Annotated in this window: 16 protein-coding genes; all 16 read left to right on the top strand. The window is 58.8% G+C overall.

The window, feature by feature from the left end; genetic code table 11:
• Nucleotides 1–88: 88 nt before the first annotated feature.
• Nucleotides 89–979: a nitrogenase iron protein gene (gene nifH / locus SO139_RS20495; RefSeq protein WP_498540502.1), complete on the top strand. Its 891-nt coding sequence runs from the start codon at nucleotides 89–91 to the stop codon at nucleotides 977–979.
• Nucleotides 980–1,032: 53 nt separating this feature from the next.
• Nucleotides 1,033–1,773: a nitrogen fixation protein NifQ gene (locus SO139_RS20490; RefSeq protein WP_498540501.1), complete on the top strand. Its 741-nt coding sequence runs from the start codon at nucleotides 1,033–1,035 to the stop codon at nucleotides 1,771–1,773.
• 10 nt (nucleotides 1,774–1,783) lie between these two features.
• Nucleotides 1,784–2,278 (top strand): iron response transcriptional regulator IrrA, encoded by a 495-nt coding sequence (gene irrA / locus SO139_RS20485; protein ID WP_449383637.1) that lies wholly within the window; start codon nucleotides 1,784–1,786, stop codon nucleotides 2,276–2,278.
• Nucleotides 2,279–2,455: 177 nt separating this feature from the next.
• Entirely contained in the window at nucleotides 2,456–3,595 is a 1,140-nt protein-coding gene (nifV, locus tag SO139_RS20480; RefSeq protein ID WP_449383636.1) for a homocitrate synthase, read from the top strand.
• A gap of 123 nt (nucleotides 3,596–3,718) precedes the next feature.
• Nucleotides 3,719–4,042, top strand: coding sequence for a nitrogenase stabilizing/protective protein NifW (gene nifW, locus SO139_RS20475; protein WP_449383635.1), 324 nt, complete (start codon nucleotides 3,719–3,721; stop codon nucleotides 4,040–4,042).
• A 484-nt stretch (nucleotides 4,043–4,526) separates the two neighbouring features.
• On the top strand, nucleotides 4,527–4,697 hold the full coding sequence (locus SO139_RS20470) for a hypothetical protein (protein ID WP_449383634.1): 171 nt from the start codon (nucleotides 4,527–4,529) through the stop codon (nucleotides 4,695–4,697).
• 21 nt (nucleotides 4,698–4,718) lie between these two features.
• Nucleotides 4,719–5,831, top strand: coding sequence for an electron transfer flavoprotein subunit alpha/FixB family protein (locus SO139_RS20465; RefSeq protein WP_449383633.1), 1,113 nt, complete (start codon nucleotides 4,719–4,721; stop codon nucleotides 5,829–5,831).
• A 12-nt stretch (nucleotides 5,832–5,843) separates the two neighbouring features.
• On the top strand, nucleotides 5,844–7,151 hold the full coding sequence (locus tag SO139_RS20460; protein ID WP_449383632.1) for an FAD-dependent monooxygenase: 1,308 nt from the start codon (nucleotides 5,844–5,846) through the stop codon (nucleotides 7,149–7,151).
• A gap of 35 nt (nucleotides 7,152–7,186) precedes the next feature.
• Nucleotides 7,187–7,483, top strand: coding sequence for a ferredoxin family protein (locus SO139_RS20455; protein ID WP_449383642.1), 297 nt, complete (start codon nucleotides 7,187–7,189; stop codon nucleotides 7,481–7,483).
• 178 nt (nucleotides 7,484–7,661) lie between these two features.
• On the top strand, nucleotides 7,662–8,474 hold the full coding sequence (locus SO139_RS20450) for a class I SAM-dependent methyltransferase (protein WP_498540500.1): 813 nt from the start codon (nucleotides 7,662–7,664) through the stop codon (nucleotides 8,472–8,474).
• 189 nt (nucleotides 8,475–8,663) lie between these two features.
• Nucleotides 8,664–8,912 (top strand): hypothetical protein, encoded by a 249-nt coding sequence (locus SO139_RS20445; protein WP_449383630.1) that lies wholly within the window; start codon nucleotides 8,664–8,666, stop codon nucleotides 8,910–8,912.
• A 924-nt stretch (nucleotides 8,913–9,836) separates the two neighbouring features.
• Entirely contained in the window at nucleotides 9,837–10,334 is a 498-nt protein-coding gene (locus SO139_RS20440) for a hypothetical protein (protein ID WP_449383629.1), read from the top strand.
• 734 nt (nucleotides 10,335–11,068) lie between these two features.
• Nucleotides 11,069–12,394, top strand: coding sequence for a DUF3422 family protein (locus SO139_RS20435; protein ID WP_498540532.1), 1,326 nt, complete (start codon nucleotides 11,069–11,071; stop codon nucleotides 12,392–12,394).
• Between the two features lie 1,362 nt (nucleotides 12,395–13,756).
• Nucleotides 13,757–14,023: a hypothetical protein gene (locus SO139_RS20430; RefSeq protein ID WP_449383628.1), complete on the top strand. Its 267-nt coding sequence runs from the start codon at nucleotides 13,757–13,759 to the stop codon at nucleotides 14,021–14,023.
• A gap of 269 nt (nucleotides 14,024–14,292) precedes the next feature.
• On the top strand, nucleotides 14,293–15,384 hold the full coding sequence (locus SO139_RS20425; RefSeq protein ID WP_449383627.1) for a hydrogenase small subunit: 1,092 nt from the start codon (nucleotides 14,293–14,295) through the stop codon (nucleotides 15,382–15,384).
• Between the two features lie 21 nt (nucleotides 15,385–15,405).
• Complete coding sequence (locus SO139_RS20420; protein WP_449383626.1) at nucleotides 15,406–17,196, top strand: nickel-dependent hydrogenase large subunit; 1,791 nt, start codon at nucleotides 15,406–15,408, stop codon at nucleotides 17,194–17,196.
• Nucleotides 17,197–17,208 lie beyond the last annotated feature (12 nt).

The raw sequence follows: 17,208 nt of genomic DNA, 5'->3' as shown, positions 1-17,208 counted from the left end.
GACGCCCGTGTGCCCACGTTTCTGAGAAAAGAAACAAACCCGCGTAAGTCCCGCGCGACAAATTGGCAATCGGTTGATGGAGAGCGACATGTCTTCACTGAGACAAATCGCGTTTTACGGCAAGGGTGGTATCGGCAAGTCGACGACGTCGCAGAATACGCTCGCAGCCCTGGCCGAGTTGGGTCACAAGATCCTGATCGTCGGCTGCGACCCGAAGGCGGACTCGACCCGTCTGATCCTGCACGCCAAGGCGCAGGACACGATCTTGAGTCTCGCGGCGAGCGCCGGCAGCGTCGAGGACCTCGAGATCGAGGACGTCTTGAAGGTCGGCTACAAGGATATTCGCTGCGTCGAATCCGGCGGTCCGGAGCCGGGCGTCGGGTGCGCCGGTCGTGGCGTCATCACCTCGATCAATTTCCTCGAAGAGAACGGCGCCTACGAGGACATCGATTACGTGTCATACGACGTGCTCGGCGACGTCGTCTGCGGCGGCTTTGCGATGCCGATACGCGAGAACAAAGCGCAGGAGATCTACATCGTCATGTCCGGCGAGATGATGGCGATGTACGCCGCCAACAACATCTCCAAGGGCATTCTGAAGTATGCCAATTCAGGCGGCGTGCGGCTCGGTGGCCTGATCTGCAACGAGCGGCAGACCGACAAGGAGCTGGAGCTGGCGGAAGCACTCGCCAAAAAGCTCGGCACCCAGCTGATCCACTTCGTGCCCCGCGACAATGTCGTCCAGCACGCCGAGCTGCGCCGCATGACGGTGCTGGAATATGCGCCGGACTCCAAGCAGGCGGACCACTATCGCAATCTCGCGACCAAGATCCATAGCAATGGCGGCAAGGGCATCATCCCGACCCCGATCAGCATGGACGAGCTTGAGGACATGCTGATGGAGCACGGTATCATGAAGCCGATCGACGAAAGTCAGGTCGGCAAGACTGCTTCCGAGCTCGCCGCGCTGTCGGCGTAGCCCTTCGTACCGGCCTTCAAAGGGCCGGCATCATAATTGACAAGATCCAACCGATGGAGTTGTCCGTGATTGCAGCGCGAGCTGATCCAATCGATGCGATGTCAACTCTATCGCGGGAAACCCCTGCTGACAGACGGCATGCCGGAATTGAACTCTACCGCCTCCTTACTGGCTGCGATCCAGCAGACGCCGACATAAAGGATAACGACAATTTTGACCGGCATGTGCTCGCCTCAGTTCTTTGTGCCGCCGTGATGGATGGCGGCCCGCTTTCCGAACGTGCGGGCCTGACCGCGGAGGAGCTCAATGAACTCCTGATGCAATGTTTCCCATCCGTGCCTGCGCGGGCCATCATCTCGATGGAAAAGTCCGGTTCGATCTGTGACGAGGAGATGATCTTGGTCCGCGATCTCCTGCTCGGACAGCGATCGACCAAGGGTAAGATCAGTCGCTGGTTGGCGGCCATGATCGCGCGGCGTGTGATGGAGCCGAACCATTTATGGGAGGACCTCGGATTACGTGAACGGACTGAGTTGACGCGCTTGCTGACGCGCCATTTCGCGCCGCTGGCGATTCGGAACACCAAGAATATGCGCTGGAAGCGCTTCTTCTATCGCACGTTGTGCGAAAACGAAGGACTCTTGATGTGCACGACGCCTGTGTGTACGCAATGCAACGACTTCTACCTCTGTTTCGGTGAGGAGAGCGGCGAGAGCCGAATGGCGGGCCGCCGCCGCGACCATTTGCGCGGGGGCGGCGGTCATGTCGAAGCCGTTGATAATCCGCAGGCGTGAGTAATCGACAATGCTCGCGCGCTCCGCCAACTGTCTCACAGATGCCCCAGAAGCAGCGCTCTCCGAAGCCTCGTGCGACGGCTTTGCCGAAAATTCCGCTGCAGTGTGCATGCGACGGTTGCTTGACGCAGGCCTGCGCGCGACGCGCCGGCGCGTGCTGTTGGCTCAGTTACTCTTCGCAAGCAGCGACCGGCACGTCACCGCTGAGATACTCTTCAACGAGGCGATCGCAGCCAACATTAAACTCTCGATTGCGACCGTATACAACACACTCAACCGGTTCACACAAGTTGGCTTGTTGCGCCGGATCAAGCCCGACAGCTCAAGGACATTCTTTGACACTGATACCAGGACACATGCGCATTTCTATCTCGTCGGCGAAGACATTTTGATGGATATCCCCGAAAAGCTCGTGCTCGCGCAGATGCCAGAGACCGTGCCGGACCACGAGATTTCCCGCATCGACATCATCGTCCACATCCGCCGTAGGTTAGTCGACACCTGACACGTCAGATCTGCGACATCGTCGTATTTGCGACAATTTCAGTCGCGGCGCAGAAGCGCCTTAATCTAAGCGGTCTGCGTCATTCATCGCGCTGGCACAGCTGTTGCTCAGATTTAGCTGGAAAGGCGGAACGCGCGCATGACCTTCGGTGGAACAGATCTGTCTGGCAAGTCGCATATGAGGCAGATAGTCCTGAACGACACCACGTTACGCGACGGCGAGCAAGCTCCCGGCGTGGCTTTTACAACAGCGGAAAAGGTATCAATTGCGTCGGCGCTCTCAAAGGCCGGGATCACGGAGATCGAAGCCGGTACGCCGGCGATGGGCCATGAAGAAGTCAGCGCGATCCGCGCTATTGTCGAAGCCGGCCTGGCGGCCTCGATCATCGGCTGGTGCCGGATGAAATCTTCCGATGTCGACGCGGCAATCGAATCCGGCGTCTCAATGGTCAATGTTTCGATCCCATGCTCCGACGTGCAGATAGCTGCCAAGCTCGGCAGCGCCCGGGTCGCCGCGCTCGAGCAGGTGAAGCGGGTCGTCGGCTATGCTCGAGATAGGGCGCTCGATGTCACGGTTGGAGGGGAAGACTCCTCGCGCGCCGACGTCAACTTTCTGGTTGAGCTGATCACCACCGCAAAAGGCGCCGGCGCCCGGCGCTTTCGCGTCGCCGATACGCTCAGCGTGCTGGATCCCGATGCAGCCTTTGCGTTGGTGGCGGCGCTGCGTGCCACCACCGACCTCGAGATCGAATTCCACGGTCACGACGATCTGGGCCTCGCGACCGCTAACACGCTCGCTGCAATCAAGGCCGGCGCAACGCACGCATCTGTCACCGTGATTGGCCTCGGCGAGCGCGCAGGCAATGCCCCGCTGGAGGAGATCGCTGTCGCGCTCAAGCAGCTCTATGGGTGCGACACGGGCGTCGTGTTACCAGAACTCAAAAATGTCGCGGCTGTTGTCGCGGCCGCCGCCGTCCGCATCGTTCCGCTCAACAAGGCGATCGTCGGCGAGCATGTCTTTACCCACGAATCCGGTATCCATGTCGATGGCCTCTTGAAGGACCAGCGCAGCTATCAAGCGCTCGATCCGCGGCTGCTTGGTCGCTCTAATCGCTTTGTGATTGGTAAGCATTCAGGGCTCGCCGCTATCACCGCGCTGCTGTCCGAATTGCAGCTTTCGGTCAGCGCCGAGGAGAGCCGGGCGATCCTTGCCCGCGTTCGCAAGCATGCCGTCGAGCACAAGGGCGGGGTCGCGCGCGAGACTGTGATGGCGATCTGGCGCGAGGTCCGTGAGCAATATCGGCTTGACGGAATGTGAGGCCAGCATGTCGCGAACATCCGCCATCTCGAACAGGTCGTTAAGGCGGCATGCCAACCTCACCGGGACGAGAAGCAGGCCGGGCCGTGCCCAATATTGCGCCATGGCAGATGGAGACGACGAATGACTGACGGAATCCTTTCGCAATTAAAAAAGACAGCCGCGGCCGAGGAACTCTTCGACCTGCTCGGCGTCAAGTACGATTCCAAAATCCTCAACGTGGCCAGGCTTCACATCCTGCAGCGCATGGGACAGTATCTCGCAGGCGAAGACTTGAGCGCTGCAACCGATGTAGCGGTCGCGGAACGGTGTAGGGCGGTGCTGGAACGAGCATATGCGGACTTCGTTGCCTCCTCTCCTATCGACCAACGCGTATTCAAGGTCCTGAAGGACGCCGTCGCACCACAGTCGAAGAAGGCGACGTTCGTGCAACTTGACTTGAAGTGACAGCACTTCACTTTACCCAGCTTTAAGGTTCGGTCCTGTTCGTCGTCGAACCGCCAGGAAGCGTAGATTCGGGATTTACTCGGAGAGCTTTGTGGTCATGAAGGTGCGATTTACGAACTCGGGCTAACATTCCTTCCCGTGACAGATGTCGGTCTGTGGGATGACCAAAAGGGTGGACCTAGCGCCTCTGTTCGAATTCCGACGCGTGTCGCGGCAGCCATGTCGGCTGCGCTGTCGCAGTCAGACGAAGGTCATGCCGCAGTTGTCGTAAACCTCTGTACTGACGCTAAAATTCGATCGCGCGCACAGTTGGTACGACACTTGCTGTCTCCATTCGCAGCCAAGCCTTGGAGAAGCGCATGCACATCGTCGACGGCATCGAGCAAGTTCCCGTTTCCGCGCAGAGTCAAGTGCATCCTGTGAGCAACGCCATAATCCCTCGAAGGAAAACGACCAACCGCCTAGACCCATTTGTGCCTCTGCAATGCGGCCTCCGCGGCTCGCAGCCTGCGCCAAACGCATCGTTGGGCCGGCCCAGCGCAACAAGGTGGGACTAATCGAAGTTCGGCGAGCACCGGCCGAGGCGATTAAAGCGGCGACCCTCGAGCGCGAGCAGAACCTGGAAGCCGATCTCGCGACGCTGGCGCACGGCTAGCAAAGCAAGGAAATCAATACCATGAGTACTACGCCAAAAACTCGCGCTCCGGCCGCCGCCTCTGGCCGCGCCGCGACCAAGAAGGAGTTGCCTGAGCGCTTTAAGGCCTACAAGCATGTCTGGGTCTTCGTCGAGCAGGAACGCGGAGTTGTGCACCCCGTGTCCTGGGAGCTCATGGGGGCCGGCCGCAAGCTCGCCGACAAGCTCAAGGTCGATCTCGCCGCAGTCATCATCGGTCCGGAAGGCGAGGCGACCCAGCAGGCGGCTGCCCAGTCCTTCTGCTATGGCGCCAACCTCGTGTACATGGTTGCACACAATCTTTTGGCCGACTACCGCAACGAATCTTACACCAAGGCGCTGACCGATGTCGTTAACACCTACAAGCCGGAGATCCTGCTGTTGGGGGCCACTACGCTCGGCCGCGATCTCGCGGGCTCGGTTGCGACTACGCTGCTTACGGGACTTACCGCCGATTGCACAGAGCTCGATGTCGATGCCGACGGATCGCTCGCTGCGACGCGACCGACCTTCGGCGGCTCTTTGCTCTGCACGATCTATACGCTGAACTACCGCCCGCAGATGGCAACGGTCCGCCCCCGTGTAATGCCGATGCCAAAGCGCGTCGCGCGCCCCGTCGGCCGGATCATCACCCATCCACTCGGCCTCGTCGAACACGACATCGTCACAAAGGTTCTCTCCTTCCTGCCGGACCGTAACTCAGCAAAATCGAATCTCGCTTATGCTGACGTGGTCGTTGCGGGGGGGCTTGGGCTCGGATCACCGGAGAATTTTCAACTGGTGCACCAACTCGCGACAGTACTTGGGGCCGAATACGGCAGTTCGCGACCGCTGGTGCAGAAGGGCTGGGTCACCTCCGATCGCCAGATCGGCCAGACCGGCAAGACGATTCGGCCGAAACTCTATGTTGCGGCCGGCATTTCGGGCGCGATCCAGCACCGTGTCGGCGTCGAGGGTTCCGACCTTATCGTCGCTATCAACACCGACAAGAATGCTCCGATCTTCGACTTTGCCCATATAGGGATCGTTACCGATGCCATCGATCTGTTGCCGCCGCTCACCGCCGCGTTCCGCGCACGGCTGTCGCCGCATTCCCGCGGCCGGATTGCAGGTTAAAGGAGCACGATCATGATCGAAGAAAAATTCGATGCCATCGTCGTTGGCGCGGGCATGGCCGGCAATGCGGCAGCGCTTACCATGGCGCAGCGTGGCATGAAGGTGCTGCAACTCGAACGCGGTGAGTATTCTGGCTCGAAGAACGTGCAGGGTGCGATTCTGTATGCCGACATGCTGGAAAAGCTGATCCCCGATTTCCGGGATGATGCTCCGCTTGAGCGACACTTGGTCGAACAGCGCTTCTGGATGATGGACGACCGCTCTCACACTGGTTTGCACTACCGCTCCGAGGACTTCAATGAGGAGAAGCCGAATCGCTACACCATCATCCGCGCTCAGTTCGACAAATGGTTCTCGCAAAAGGTTCGTGAAGCGGGCGCCACGGTACTATGCGAAACGACGGTCACGGAGCTTGCTCAAGATGCACAAGGCAATGTCATTGGCGTGCGGACCGATCGTCGCGACGGCGAGATCCATGCCGACGTCGTGGTGCTGGCGGAGGGCGTCAACGGCATGCTCGGTACACGCGCGGGCCTGCGCGAGCGGCCGAAGCCCGAAAAGGTCGCGCTCGCAGTCAAGGAAATGCACTTCCTGCCGCGAGAGACAATTGAGGCGCGCTTCAATCTCAAGGGCGACGAAGGCGCGGTGATCGAGGCCGTTGGCACGATTTCTCGTGGCATGACCGGCATGGGATTCATCTATGCCAACAAGGAGTGTATCTCGCTGGGTATCGGCTGCCTGGTCGCCGACTTCCAGCGCACCGGCGAGACGCCTTATGGCCTGCTCGATCATTTTAAGCGGCATCCTTCAGTCGCGCCGCTGATAGAAGGTTCCGAGGTGAAGGAATATTCCGCCCATCTGATCCCCGAGGGCGGCTTCAAGGCGATCCCGCAACTCTACGGCAAGGGGTGGGTCGTGGTCGGCGACGCCGCGCAGCTTAACAACACAATTCATCGCGAAGGATCTAATCTTGCGATGACCTCCGGCCGGATTGCGGCGGAAGCGATCCTTCAGATCAAGTCACGGAATCAACCGATGATCCCGCAGAACCTAGCGCTATACAAGACGATGCTCGATGAATCCTTCGTGATCAAGGATCTAAGGAAATACAAGGATATGCCAGCGTTGATGCACACCCGATCGCAAAACTTCTTCCTGACCTATCCGCAGCTGGTCTCCAAGGCTATGCAAAACTTTCTGCGTGTCGACGGTACGCCTAAGGTCGAAAAGGAGAAACTTGCAGTCAAGTCGTTCACCAAGGCGCGTTCGCGGAGAGGTCTGTTCGGCGACGCCTTTCACCTCGTGCGCGCGTGGCGGTGAACGAAAACGACAGTGTCAACGACGGAGACCAAATGATGTCGATCGAGCTATCCATGCGTGTCGAGGACAAACTATTCTACAACCGCTATCTCGTTGATACCGGCCGACCCCACATCAAGGTGCGGCCGCATGCCAAGCCATCGCCGCAGCTCTTGTCAATGCTCAAGGCCTGCCCAGCACGCTGCTACGACCTTAACGAACAACGCCAAGTTGAGATTACCGTCGATGGCTGCATCGAATGCGGAACTTGCCGGATCATCTGCGAGGAGAGCGGCGATATTGAATGGAGCTATCCGCGAGGTGGCTACGGCGTGCTGTTCAAATTTGGCTAAGTCAAAATGCCGAGGCGTGCTTGGCGATTTCCAGCAAGCGATGTTCCCCACGCTCTCGAGGTGCTTCCGGGGACTGCCGGCTATGACGAGAGAATGATCGGGCCTCCGGGCGAATGGGAAGGGCCGAGGGAATCCGCGCACGATCAGAGCAGACCAATTTCAACCGCATAGGACCTAGATGAAGACCGAACATCTCGCCCCCTACGTGCTGCAGGGTGGAGAAGCAGGGCTGGCGCGACTTGCAGTGATCGCCCGCGTGCTGGCTGAGCCAACACGGTTACTGCTCGATCAATCTGAACCGCTCGAGGGGTGCATAGCCGTCGATGCAGGCTGCGGCGGCGGCGATGTAGCTTTCGAATTGGCAAAGAGAGTTGGCCGAGCCGGTCATGTCATCGGTTTGGACTTCGACGAGGACAAAATCGTCATGGCGCGAGGCGAGGCGAGGCGGCGCGGCATCCCCAATGTCGAATTCTGCTGCTCAAACGTCGCACGTCATTGGCCAGTACGCGGCGTGTCCTTGGTGAGCGTGCGGTTCGTGCTCACCCATCTCGTCGATCCTGGAGAGGCGCTGAAACAAGCTTACGCGGCACTCCGACGTGGAGGCATGATCGTCGTACAGGATATCGATTGTGACGGCGAGTTCTGCGATCCACCGTCAGCTGCATTTCGGCGCAAGGGCGAACTCTTCATTGCGGCGGTGCGGAGGCGGGGCGGAGATCCCTTGATCGGCCGCAGTCTCGTCCGTCTCCTGGAAGCGGCTGGCTTCTCTGACGTTCACTCCTCAATGACTCAGCCATGCGGGCGCAATGGTGACGTCAAACGAGTCCCATTGCTGACTTTCGTGGCAATTCGCGATGCGCTGATGAAGCTGGGGCTCACCAGCATCCAGGAGATCGGCGCCATCGAGAGTGAACTCGAAGCGTTTCTCGTTCGGCCCGACACAACCGTCGGGTTGCCACGCATTTTCCACGCCTGGGGCCGAAAGCGGTGAAGCTTTGGTCTGCTGCTTTTTATCAACTCAAACTGGTTCCGCGATTGTTCGGCAGCGGGTGACGGTAGGTACAGCTGGCCTAATCTTACCTGCGTCGAGCGGACGAGCGACGCGTAACGAACGCAGGCGCTACGTACCTCGCGAATAGCCTTTCTCTTTTCATCGAACGAAGTACGCAAGGATAAAGGTGTGACGACGATGATCGAGGAGGAGTTTGCCGCCATGCGCAGTCATCGTAACCGCATTCACCGCTATCGCCGTTTACTTGAAAATCAGCCAGGTGAACGTGAGCGACGATATCTCGAACATCGTTTATCCGAGGAGTGTTCTGCTTTCGATGCCTTAGTGGCGGCTAGCTTTCCTCTCATTTTTAGGATCTCGCACCTGATTGGTCCGGAGCCGTCCGTTTCAGCCACATCAAACAGCGCTACCCTATGACCAGAGTCCCTGATTTCTGGGCTCCTCAACGCCCTCGAGATGGCGTTCGCCATGCCAGCGCGCGCATATGCTGCAAGCCACGCCGTTGTGGCGTTCGCGTTCGTTGGCTGCGCCTTTCGCGAGGAAGGCGCAACGCAGTAGGCTATCCGTCTGGCACTGAGTACCAAGCAACGACCATGTGGCATGTGTCCGGCGCACGAACAATCAGGCGTGTCGCCCCACATCGTCAAACGCTGTATGCGAAGTACGAATCTTCCCTGTAGTCGAATATGCGAGCTTCGCGACGCATAACCTTTACCGAAAAGCAGGATGACGTGTCGTGATCAAAGCCGCTGTACGCGCCGGAGCCGTTCGGCATGAGCGCGAAATGCGATCCCTCACCGTGGTGGTGTACGTTCGCTAACTCGCCACTGACATAACAATGGCCGATGTAGTCATATCCCCAAACCCTATTGTCCCTTACGGAGACGCTGATCCTATAGGCGTGGGTCTCGTATTCGTACACCCTGGTGACAAGGCGTCCGAGACTATGAGCCAGGGCGACAGCTGCTGCAGCCGCCCGAATACGCGGTTTCACGCCGCCTCCTTGCTAATTGAGGGAAACTTGAGCGAGGGGCCGATAGTGAGGCCGCAGACGCGCCGACCCCCTCTATATGATCTGCTGATTGTGTGCCTCACGAAGCAAGCAGTATGCCGAACTTGGGCTGAAGCGACCGCAGGCGCCCCCGTCCGAGGGCCGGTTTGTAAGGATCTAGCGTCCGAGTCATCTTGCGTCGAGACCATCGACGCCTTCGCGATAACCTCCAGATGCGAGCCGCCGAGTCGTCAAATGCGAGGAGATGAGCCTCTCCGAAGAGGGCTTGAATCGGACGTTGCGTCAGGTTGTACGTAGCGGCTAAAATTCGTTCCAGAAGCGGTAACCAGATGACACAGCGCTTTCTTGTCACCATACTATGTTCCGCATTCGGCTTGATTGGGATGAGCGGAGCTGCGCTCGCGGACACAATCGGCCGCTACGACTGCAATATCGTCGCCACAGCTCGAGAGCCGGTGGGTGATCGCAATGAACACGACATCGTCAGCTTTCAGTATACGTGTCGCGGCGTGGATGGGCTATTCAAGGACGCTATCGCGACCATGATATCCGTCGCTGAGTCTGATAATGAGGAGGGAACCTATTTGGCGTCTTTCGGACTTCATCGCTCGACCGACGGCTTTGCAGCTGAGCAACTCCTGGACGGCATCGGCGACATTGTCATGGAGGACGGCAAAGTCGTGGGGCTCGAAGCGTACGGTAAGACGACATTTAAGTTCGCATCCGGTACCTTGGAGAGTCTTGCGGAGAAGACCGTCAAGTTCACAACAAAGCCTACCGGAGTGGGTCGATTTGAGCTGAAGTTCACAGAGTTTCTCGGCAAGTGAAGTTATCGCCGTCCGCTCCGAAATCGAGCTTTAGCAAGATCTCGCTGACCTTATCCTCCTGGTGAGGTAAGCTTGTCGACCCTGAAGGTTTACGGTCCTGAATCGCCATACGACAAATCCGCGTGAAGCGCAGCGCGTTGAGCGATGTGAGTGAGGTACCTGGTAATCCCGATGTTGACTGTCTACCACAGGATTTGTGCGTTTCTGCTGGTGATGCAGTGCGCTTGCCGATGGTCGTCGGCGAAGCCGCTAACTCGCTGGTTCAGCAAGTTGACGATCGTGACGCAATTCTGCGAACATCATATGGAAGAGATACTTAGGTCGGCGTACGTGCACGGCGCTCATAATCCGCGTGGCCTTTAAGACATCAAGATGGTCGTGACCGTGTTCAGCTCTTCGACCGATTGCTTGGGTGACACAGCTCCAAAACATCCCGCGTTTGGCTGTCCGACGCTGAACGTGCGATCTCATTAATTCACGGTCGCCAGACGTTGCGTTGGCCCGCAAAGGCCAAACGCGTGTTCGTCTGTATTTCACTGGCCCAAATCCTGCACTGCACAAATGCGAAATGCCGCGGCTTGCGCAACGGAGGCGCATTTGAGTCTCGATCCGCCAAAACGACCGTGTGGTGGCGGCTTCACTGCTGGCGAACACCGGTGGCGCTTGCGCGCGGGCGCACCCGGTTTCTGGCGCCGGACGTGCCGACCGCGGTGATGCGGACTCTGGAGATCTCGATGGTCAATCAATTGGATTTGGCGTCGTTCAAGCTGCACCCTGAGCGGGAGGCTGTGCTCGGCGAAGTGCATGCGCGCCCGTTTACGGGTCTCGTTTCGTCTCTCGGCATGGTCCGCTTCGTGTTTCTAGCAAAGGGGGACGATGCCGCAGGCGATCGCCGCCGGTTTGTCGATTTCTGTCGGGAGCACAAGGTACCCCCGCCGGAGCCGTCCGCGAAACATCATCAGATCGGGTTCGGGCCAGTGGTGCTAAGGTGGGAGCAGCATTCGGAATTTGCGACTTTCACATGGATATGGAGTACCGCGAACAGTTCAGCCGTTCGTGAATTTGGTGACATCCCTAGAAGCGTTCAATCACTGATCCGCGCACTATCGCAGACTGGAGAATTGCTCGCCGCGATCAAGTTAGAGGCAGAGCGGGGGACTTGTCCGACCGAGCGCGCCGAGCAGATTTTTGACAAAAGTAGCCTGGCGATGGTGAACGTCAAAGGCGGAGCAGGCGTTGTGGCCTCGGACTTTCGCGCTGACGACAAAGGTTTCACGAGAATTCTAGTCTACGATCTAGGCTTGACGCCGCACGATCTCGGCGCGCTAGTGCAACGTCTTCTAGAAATCGAAACCTACCGCTCGCTAGCGCTGCTTGGTCTGTCGACCGCGCTAGAGCTGGCGCCGTCGGTCGATCGCATCGATCGCCGTCTCGTCGAAGTGCTCGAGGAGATGCAGGGTGCCGAAGGGCTGAAAGTCAACAACCATCTACTTGAGGAACTGACGGCGTTAGCCGTATCCTTCGAACGGGACGTCGCCGGAAGTCTGACCCGTTTCGGTGCCAGCAGAGCATATAATGAGCTGGTGCAATCGCGCCTGTCGATTGTTGAAGGCAAGGACGTCGCGGACTATCCGACATGGTCGTCCTTCCTGGGACGTCGTATGGCGCCTGCGATACGAACCTGTGCGACCATGGAAGAGCGTCAGGCCAATCTATCGGACAAGCTGGCTCGCGCTGCCGATCTCTTGCGAACGCGCGTCGACGTCGAAATCGAGCAACAGAATCGCGATCTGTTGCACTCGATCAACGAGCGTACGAGACAGCAACTTCGGCTGCAGTCCACGGTCGAAGGCTTGTCAGTTGGGGCGATCGGATACTATGTGGTCAGCCTGTTTGCCTATCTCGCCAAGGGCGCGCAGGATGTCGGACTGCATGTAGAGCCCGCGTCCGTGACCGCGGCCTTCGTGCCGATTGCCGTCGGCGTGATCTGGCTCGTCAGTTACAATATTCGAAAGCGGCACCTCAAGCCCGATGACGCATCGTCCAGAGGAGGCAAATAAGCTTTCATGGCAAAGCGCATCGACACAAAATCTCGCTGTGCGCGTGAGGCGCGCCAAAGGGCGTGTTTCAATCTCGCGTTGGCGCCCGTGTGGCGCGCCTTTGCGTAGTCTGCAGTTGTGAAAGTCGATTATTCGGCGAGCTTCGGCCGGTAGCATGAGATACCTTTTCTCTTATCGGCGAGGCAACGGCAGACGATCGCCTGCAGGAGTTCTCGATTTCGGACTCAACTTGATTAGATCGGATAGCTCGGCCTCGCTGATCCATGGCGATCCAACAAGTCCCTCTCGCGGGTCAACATCTAGCAAGTTTATTCCCGAGCTGTCCCGAGCGGTGCCGCTTAATAAGGTCGGCGTTTGCACGGCTTCGCGGGAGTGAGGCCTGCCAGAGCCCTCATGGTCGCCGGGGCCGCGGGCCTAGCTATCCGCCGGCTTGGTAATACCTCGCCGGACGACGACGGAATCAATGGGATTGATCGCAGTTGCCCCTTATGAATCAACGCCGGATGACGACCATAGGCCGCGCGAGGCGGCGTAGGTCGATGCGTATCAAGCTTCTGCATGTGTATATCGATAATGACCGAGGAAGAACATAGCTCATCGCGCAGCGGCAGTTGCGCGGTCGCCGACGAGTATTGTCATGAACATGACGACGTTCTGTATTGTCCTGGATACGACAGGTCGACGAAGCAGTCAAACAGCGGCGGCTGTTGTTCTGTAGGAGCGCGGCAACTTCGAGCGGTTCATCTCCTCCGCGTTCACTCTATCAGACGGAGCGATGTTCGTTTTGTTACTGAATTGTCCAAGAACGACTGAGGGGAGCGCGTCAACGCGGGTGAAGGAGCGGGCTCAGCCGGGCCATGCGAAGATAAAGCTGAAATCTGTGCTCTGGGTTTGCACGAAGGGGCACGTTCAAGATCATCGTACGAGTGAAGAACGGCGCCCCGACAGAAGTTGAGGACACGAACTTGGATTTCAAATTGTGGCCAATATTGCCGCAAGGAAAGAGCGACCGAACAGAAATGTATCACTGAAAATCGTCGACAAAGCCCAGCTGAGATCGCTCTGATCTTGATGAACCTATCGCAATCGGTGCGAATACTTGGAACATACGCGTTGACGTCAGCTGCAATTCAAGCGCCCTCGAGCGCGCTTTTCGCAGAAGAACCTTGCAGTAGATGTAGGCTCGGCTCGGCACACCACTTGCTTTGTTCAACATAGCATCACCAGGCCCCCCCGGTGGTGTAGGGGCGGGCTCGGCGTGATTCCAGGTCCAGGCGTCGGGGCCGCCCCGCGGGTTTTTCTACACTCCACCGTCGGGAGGCGATGTGAAAGCGTATGTTGGGATGCGGGCGTTGGCCGCCCTTGCGCGACGACGAAGGAAAGTCGTCGTCAGACGGCGAGCCCGGCGGCGACAAGTACGTTAAAAATGCGGACGGAACATATGCCTACGTGGGCCGCAGCGACGACATGGTCAAGGTCAGTGGAATCTATGTGAGCCCGTTCGAAGTTATTTCGACGCTTGTTCAATATCCAGCCGTTCTCGAAGCCGCCGTGATCGCCGTGCCGGACGCGGAAGGTCTGACCAAGAAAGGTATTGGTCGTATTGAAGCCGGAGCCCGCAACGAATGAGTGAAGGCCTTCGTCAAGGCCGTCTTGCGCCGCACAAGTACCCGCGGATCATCCAGTATGTCGATGAACCGCCGAACGGAGACTGGAAGAATCCTCCGCTTCAGGCTGAGAGAAGGTGGTCGTCTAGGCGGCCCGGCTCGTGAAGTCATCGCCAAGAGCGCTCGTGATCGCCAGATTGGAAACGATGGTGCTCGCGCAACTGAGGGGTTGGCCCGCTTCTTGCTGCCCGTGCGTCCATCGATAGGTCAAAGCAGAAGACGGGAGGGGCCATGGGCGCGGCGGCGGAAACGTTCTACAGCGTGATCAGGCGACAGGGCATCACGCGTCGAAGCTTTCACAAATTCTGCGCCCTGACGGCGACGAGCCTCGGGCTTGGACCGCTGGCGGCTAGCCGCATTGCAACTGCGCTCGAAACAAAGCCACGAATGCCGGTGATCTGGATGCACGGGCTCGAATGCACCTGCTGCTCGGAGAGCTTCATCCGCTCTGCCCATCCCCTCGTGAAGGATGTCATTCTGTCGATGATCTCGCTGGATTATGACGACACCATTATGGCCGCAGCCGGACATCAGGCCGAGGCGATCCTCGAGGATACCCGCGCCAAGTACAGCGGCCGATATGTGCTCGCGGTTGAAGGTAATCCGCCGCTGAACGAGGGCGGCATGTTCTGCATCCACGGCGGCAAGCCGTTTGTCGAGAAACTGAAGACGATGGCCGAGGACGCGATGGCGATCATTGCCTGGGGTACCTGCGCCTCCTGGGGCTGTGTGCAAGCGGCCAGGCCTAATCCGACGCAGGCGACCCCGATCGACAGGGTCATAAACAACAAGCCGGTCATCAAAGTACCGGGATGCCCGCCGATTGCGGAGGTGATGACCGGCATCGTCACCTTCATCACCACCTTCGGCAAATTGCCGGAGCTCGATCGCCATGGCCGGCCAAAGATGTTCTATTCGCAGCGCGTCCACGACAAGTGCTACCGGAGGTCGCATTTTAACGCAGGCCAGTTCGTCGAAGAATGGGACGATGAGGCGGCGCGCAAAGGATATTGCCTGTATAAGATAGGCTGCAAGGGACCGACCACCTACAACGCCTGCTCGACGGTGCGCTGGAACGGCGGGATCTCCTTCCCGATCCAGTCCGGACACGGCTGCATCGGCTGCTCGGAAGACGGCTTCTGGGACAAGGGGTCGTTCTACGACCGCCTCACCAACATCAAGCAGTTCGGCATCGAGAAGAATGCCGACCAGATCGGCATGGCTGCGGCGGGCGCGGTTGGAGCTGCGGTCGCGGCGCATGCGGCTGTGACGGCCGTGAAACAGCTCGCCAGCAAGCGCGAAGACGCAAACCAACATCAATAATCGATCTCACGAAACGCAACGATGGGCATCCAAACACCCAACGGGTTCAAACTCGACGATTCCGGCAAGCGCATCGTCGTCGATCCGCTGACCCGAATCGAAGGACATATGCGGGTCGAGGTCAATGTCGACTCCGACAACGTGATCCGCAACGCGGTCTCCACCGGCACGATGTGGCGCGGCATCGAGACCATCCTGAAGGGGCGCGATCCGCGCGACGCCTGGGCCTTTACCGAGCGGATCTGCGGCGTCTGCACCGGAACGCATGCGCTAACCTCGGTACGCACGGTCGAGAACGCGCTCGGCGTCACCATTCCGGAGAACGCCAACTCGATCCGCAACATCATGCAGCTCTGTCTCCAGATGCATGACCACCTCGTGCACTTTTACCACCTGCATGCACTCGACTGGGTCGACGTGATCTCGGCGCTCAAGGCCGATCCGAAGGCAACATCGGCGCTAGCGCAATCGGTCTCGTCCTGGCCGTTGTCCTCGCCCGGTTACTTCAAGGATCTCCAGATCCGGCTGACGAAGTTCGTCGAGTCCGGCCAGCTCGGACCGTTCAAGAACGGTTATTGGGGCCATGCCGCCTATAAGCTGCCGCCTGAAGCGAACCTGATGGTGTTCGCGCATTATTTGGAAGCGCTCGATTTCCAAAGGGAGATTGTCAAGATCCACACCATCTATGGCGGCAAGAACCCACATCCGAACTGGCTGGTCGGCGGCGTGCCCTGCGCCATCAACGTCGACGGCACCGGCGCGGTCGGTGCCATCAACATGGAGCGGCTCAACCTCGTCTCTTCCGTCGTCGACCGCTGCATCGAGTTCGCCGAAAAGGTCTACTCGCCCGACATCCTCACGATCGGCTCATTCTACAAGGACTGGCTCTATGGCGGGGGCCTCTCCAGCACGAGTGTGATGGCCTATGGTGACATCCCCGAGAACGCCAACGACTATTCCGCGAAGAACCTCAGGGTGCCGCGGGGCGTGATCATCAACGGCAATCTCAATGACGTGCTGCCCATTGACCACGCGGACCCCGAGCAGATTCAGGAGTTCGTCACCCACTCCTGGTACAAATATGCCGACGAGTCCCAGGGGCTGCATCCCTGGGACGGCGTCACGGAGCCAAACTATGTGCTTGGTCGTAACGCCAAGGGCACCAAGACCAACATCAAGGAGCTCGACGAGGGCGGCAAATATTCTTGGATCAAGGCGCCGCGTTGGCGCGGCAATGCGGTCGAAGTCGGGCCGCTCGCCCGCTACATCGTCGGATATGCGCAGAACAACCCCGAGTTCAAGGATCCGACCGAGAAGCTGCTCAAGACACTTGGTCTTCCCGTTACCGCGCTGTTCTCCACGCTCGGCCGCACCGCGGCACGCGCGCTGGAATGCGAATGGGCAGCGCGACAGATGCGCTACTTCCAGGACAAGCTAGTCGCGCGCATTAAAGCCGGTGACTCCTCGACGGCAAATGTCGACAAGTGGAAGCCGGAGAGCTGGCCGAAGGAGGCCAAGGGCTTTGGTTTCGCGGAGGCCCCGCGCGGGGCGCTCGCGCATTGGATCAAGATCAAGGAAACAAGAATCGACAACTACCAGTGCGTGGTGCCGACCACCTGGAACGGCTCACCGCGAGATCCCAAGGGCAATATCGGCGCTTTTGAAGCCTCGCTCGTGGATACGCCGATGGCGAATCTGGAGCAGCCGCTAGAGATCCTGCGCACCATCCACTCCTTCGATCCGTGCCTTGCCTGTTCGACGCACGTGATGTCGCCAGATGGCCGCGAAATGGCGACGGTCAAGGCCCGGTAAGGGAGAAAGGAA

This window comes from Bradyrhizobium sp. UFLA05-89 (assembly GCF_059803475.1).
The sequence above is the reverse complement of the archived record's forward strand: the minus strand, read 5'-3'. Positions and strand labels throughout refer to the sequence as shown.

Coding starts and splice junctions, on each gene's coding strand:
- nifW (WP_449383635.1), top strand. CDS start 3,719: ATGACTGACGGAATCCTTTCGCAATTAAAAAAGACAGCCGCGGCCGAG.
- SO139_RS20435 (WP_498540532.1), top strand. CDS start 11,069: ATGGTCAATCAATTGGATTTGGCGTCGTTCAAGCTGCACCCTGAGCGG.
- irrA (WP_449383637.1), top strand. CDS start 1,784: ATGCTCGCGCGCTCCGCCAACTGTCTCACAGATGCCCCAGAAGCAGCG.
- SO139_RS20460 (WP_449383632.1), top strand. CDS start 5,844: ATGATCGAAGAAAAATTCGATGCCATCGTCGTTGGCGCGGGCATGGCC.
- nifH (WP_498540502.1), top strand. CDS start 89: ATGTCTTCACTGAGACAAATCGCGTTTTACGGCAAGGGTGGTATCGGC.
- SO139_RS20455 (WP_449383642.1), top strand. CDS start 7,187: ATGTCGATCGAGCTATCCATGCGTGTCGAGGACAAACTATTCTACAAC.
- SO139_RS20450 (WP_498540500.1), top strand. CDS start 7,662: ATGAAGACCGAACATCTCGCCCCCTACGTGCTGCAGGGTGGAGAAGCA.
- SO139_RS20440 (WP_449383629.1), top strand. CDS start 9,837: ATGACACAGCGCTTTCTTGTCACCATACTATGTTCCGCATTCGGCTTG.
- SO139_RS20425 (WP_449383627.1), top strand. CDS start 14,293: ATGGGCGCGGCGGCGGAAACGTTCTACAGCGTGATCAGGCGACAGGGC.
- SO139_RS20420 (WP_449383626.1), top strand. CDS start 15,406: ATGGGCATCCAAACACCCAACGGGTTCAAACTCGACGATTCCGGCAAG.
- nifV (WP_449383636.1), top strand. CDS start 2,456: ATGAGGCAGATAGTCCTGAACGACACCACGTTACGCGACGGCGAGCAA.
- SO139_RS20490 (WP_498540501.1), top strand. CDS start 1,033: ATGGAGTTGTCCGTGATTGCAGCGCGAGCTGATCCAATCGATGCGATG.
- SO139_RS20470 (WP_449383634.1), top strand. CDS start 4,527: ATGCGGCCTCCGCGGCTCGCAGCCTGCGCCAAACGCATCGTTGGGCCG.
- SO139_RS20465 (WP_449383633.1), top strand. CDS start 4,719: ATGAGTACTACGCCAAAAACTCGCGCTCCGGCCGCCGCCTCTGGCCGC.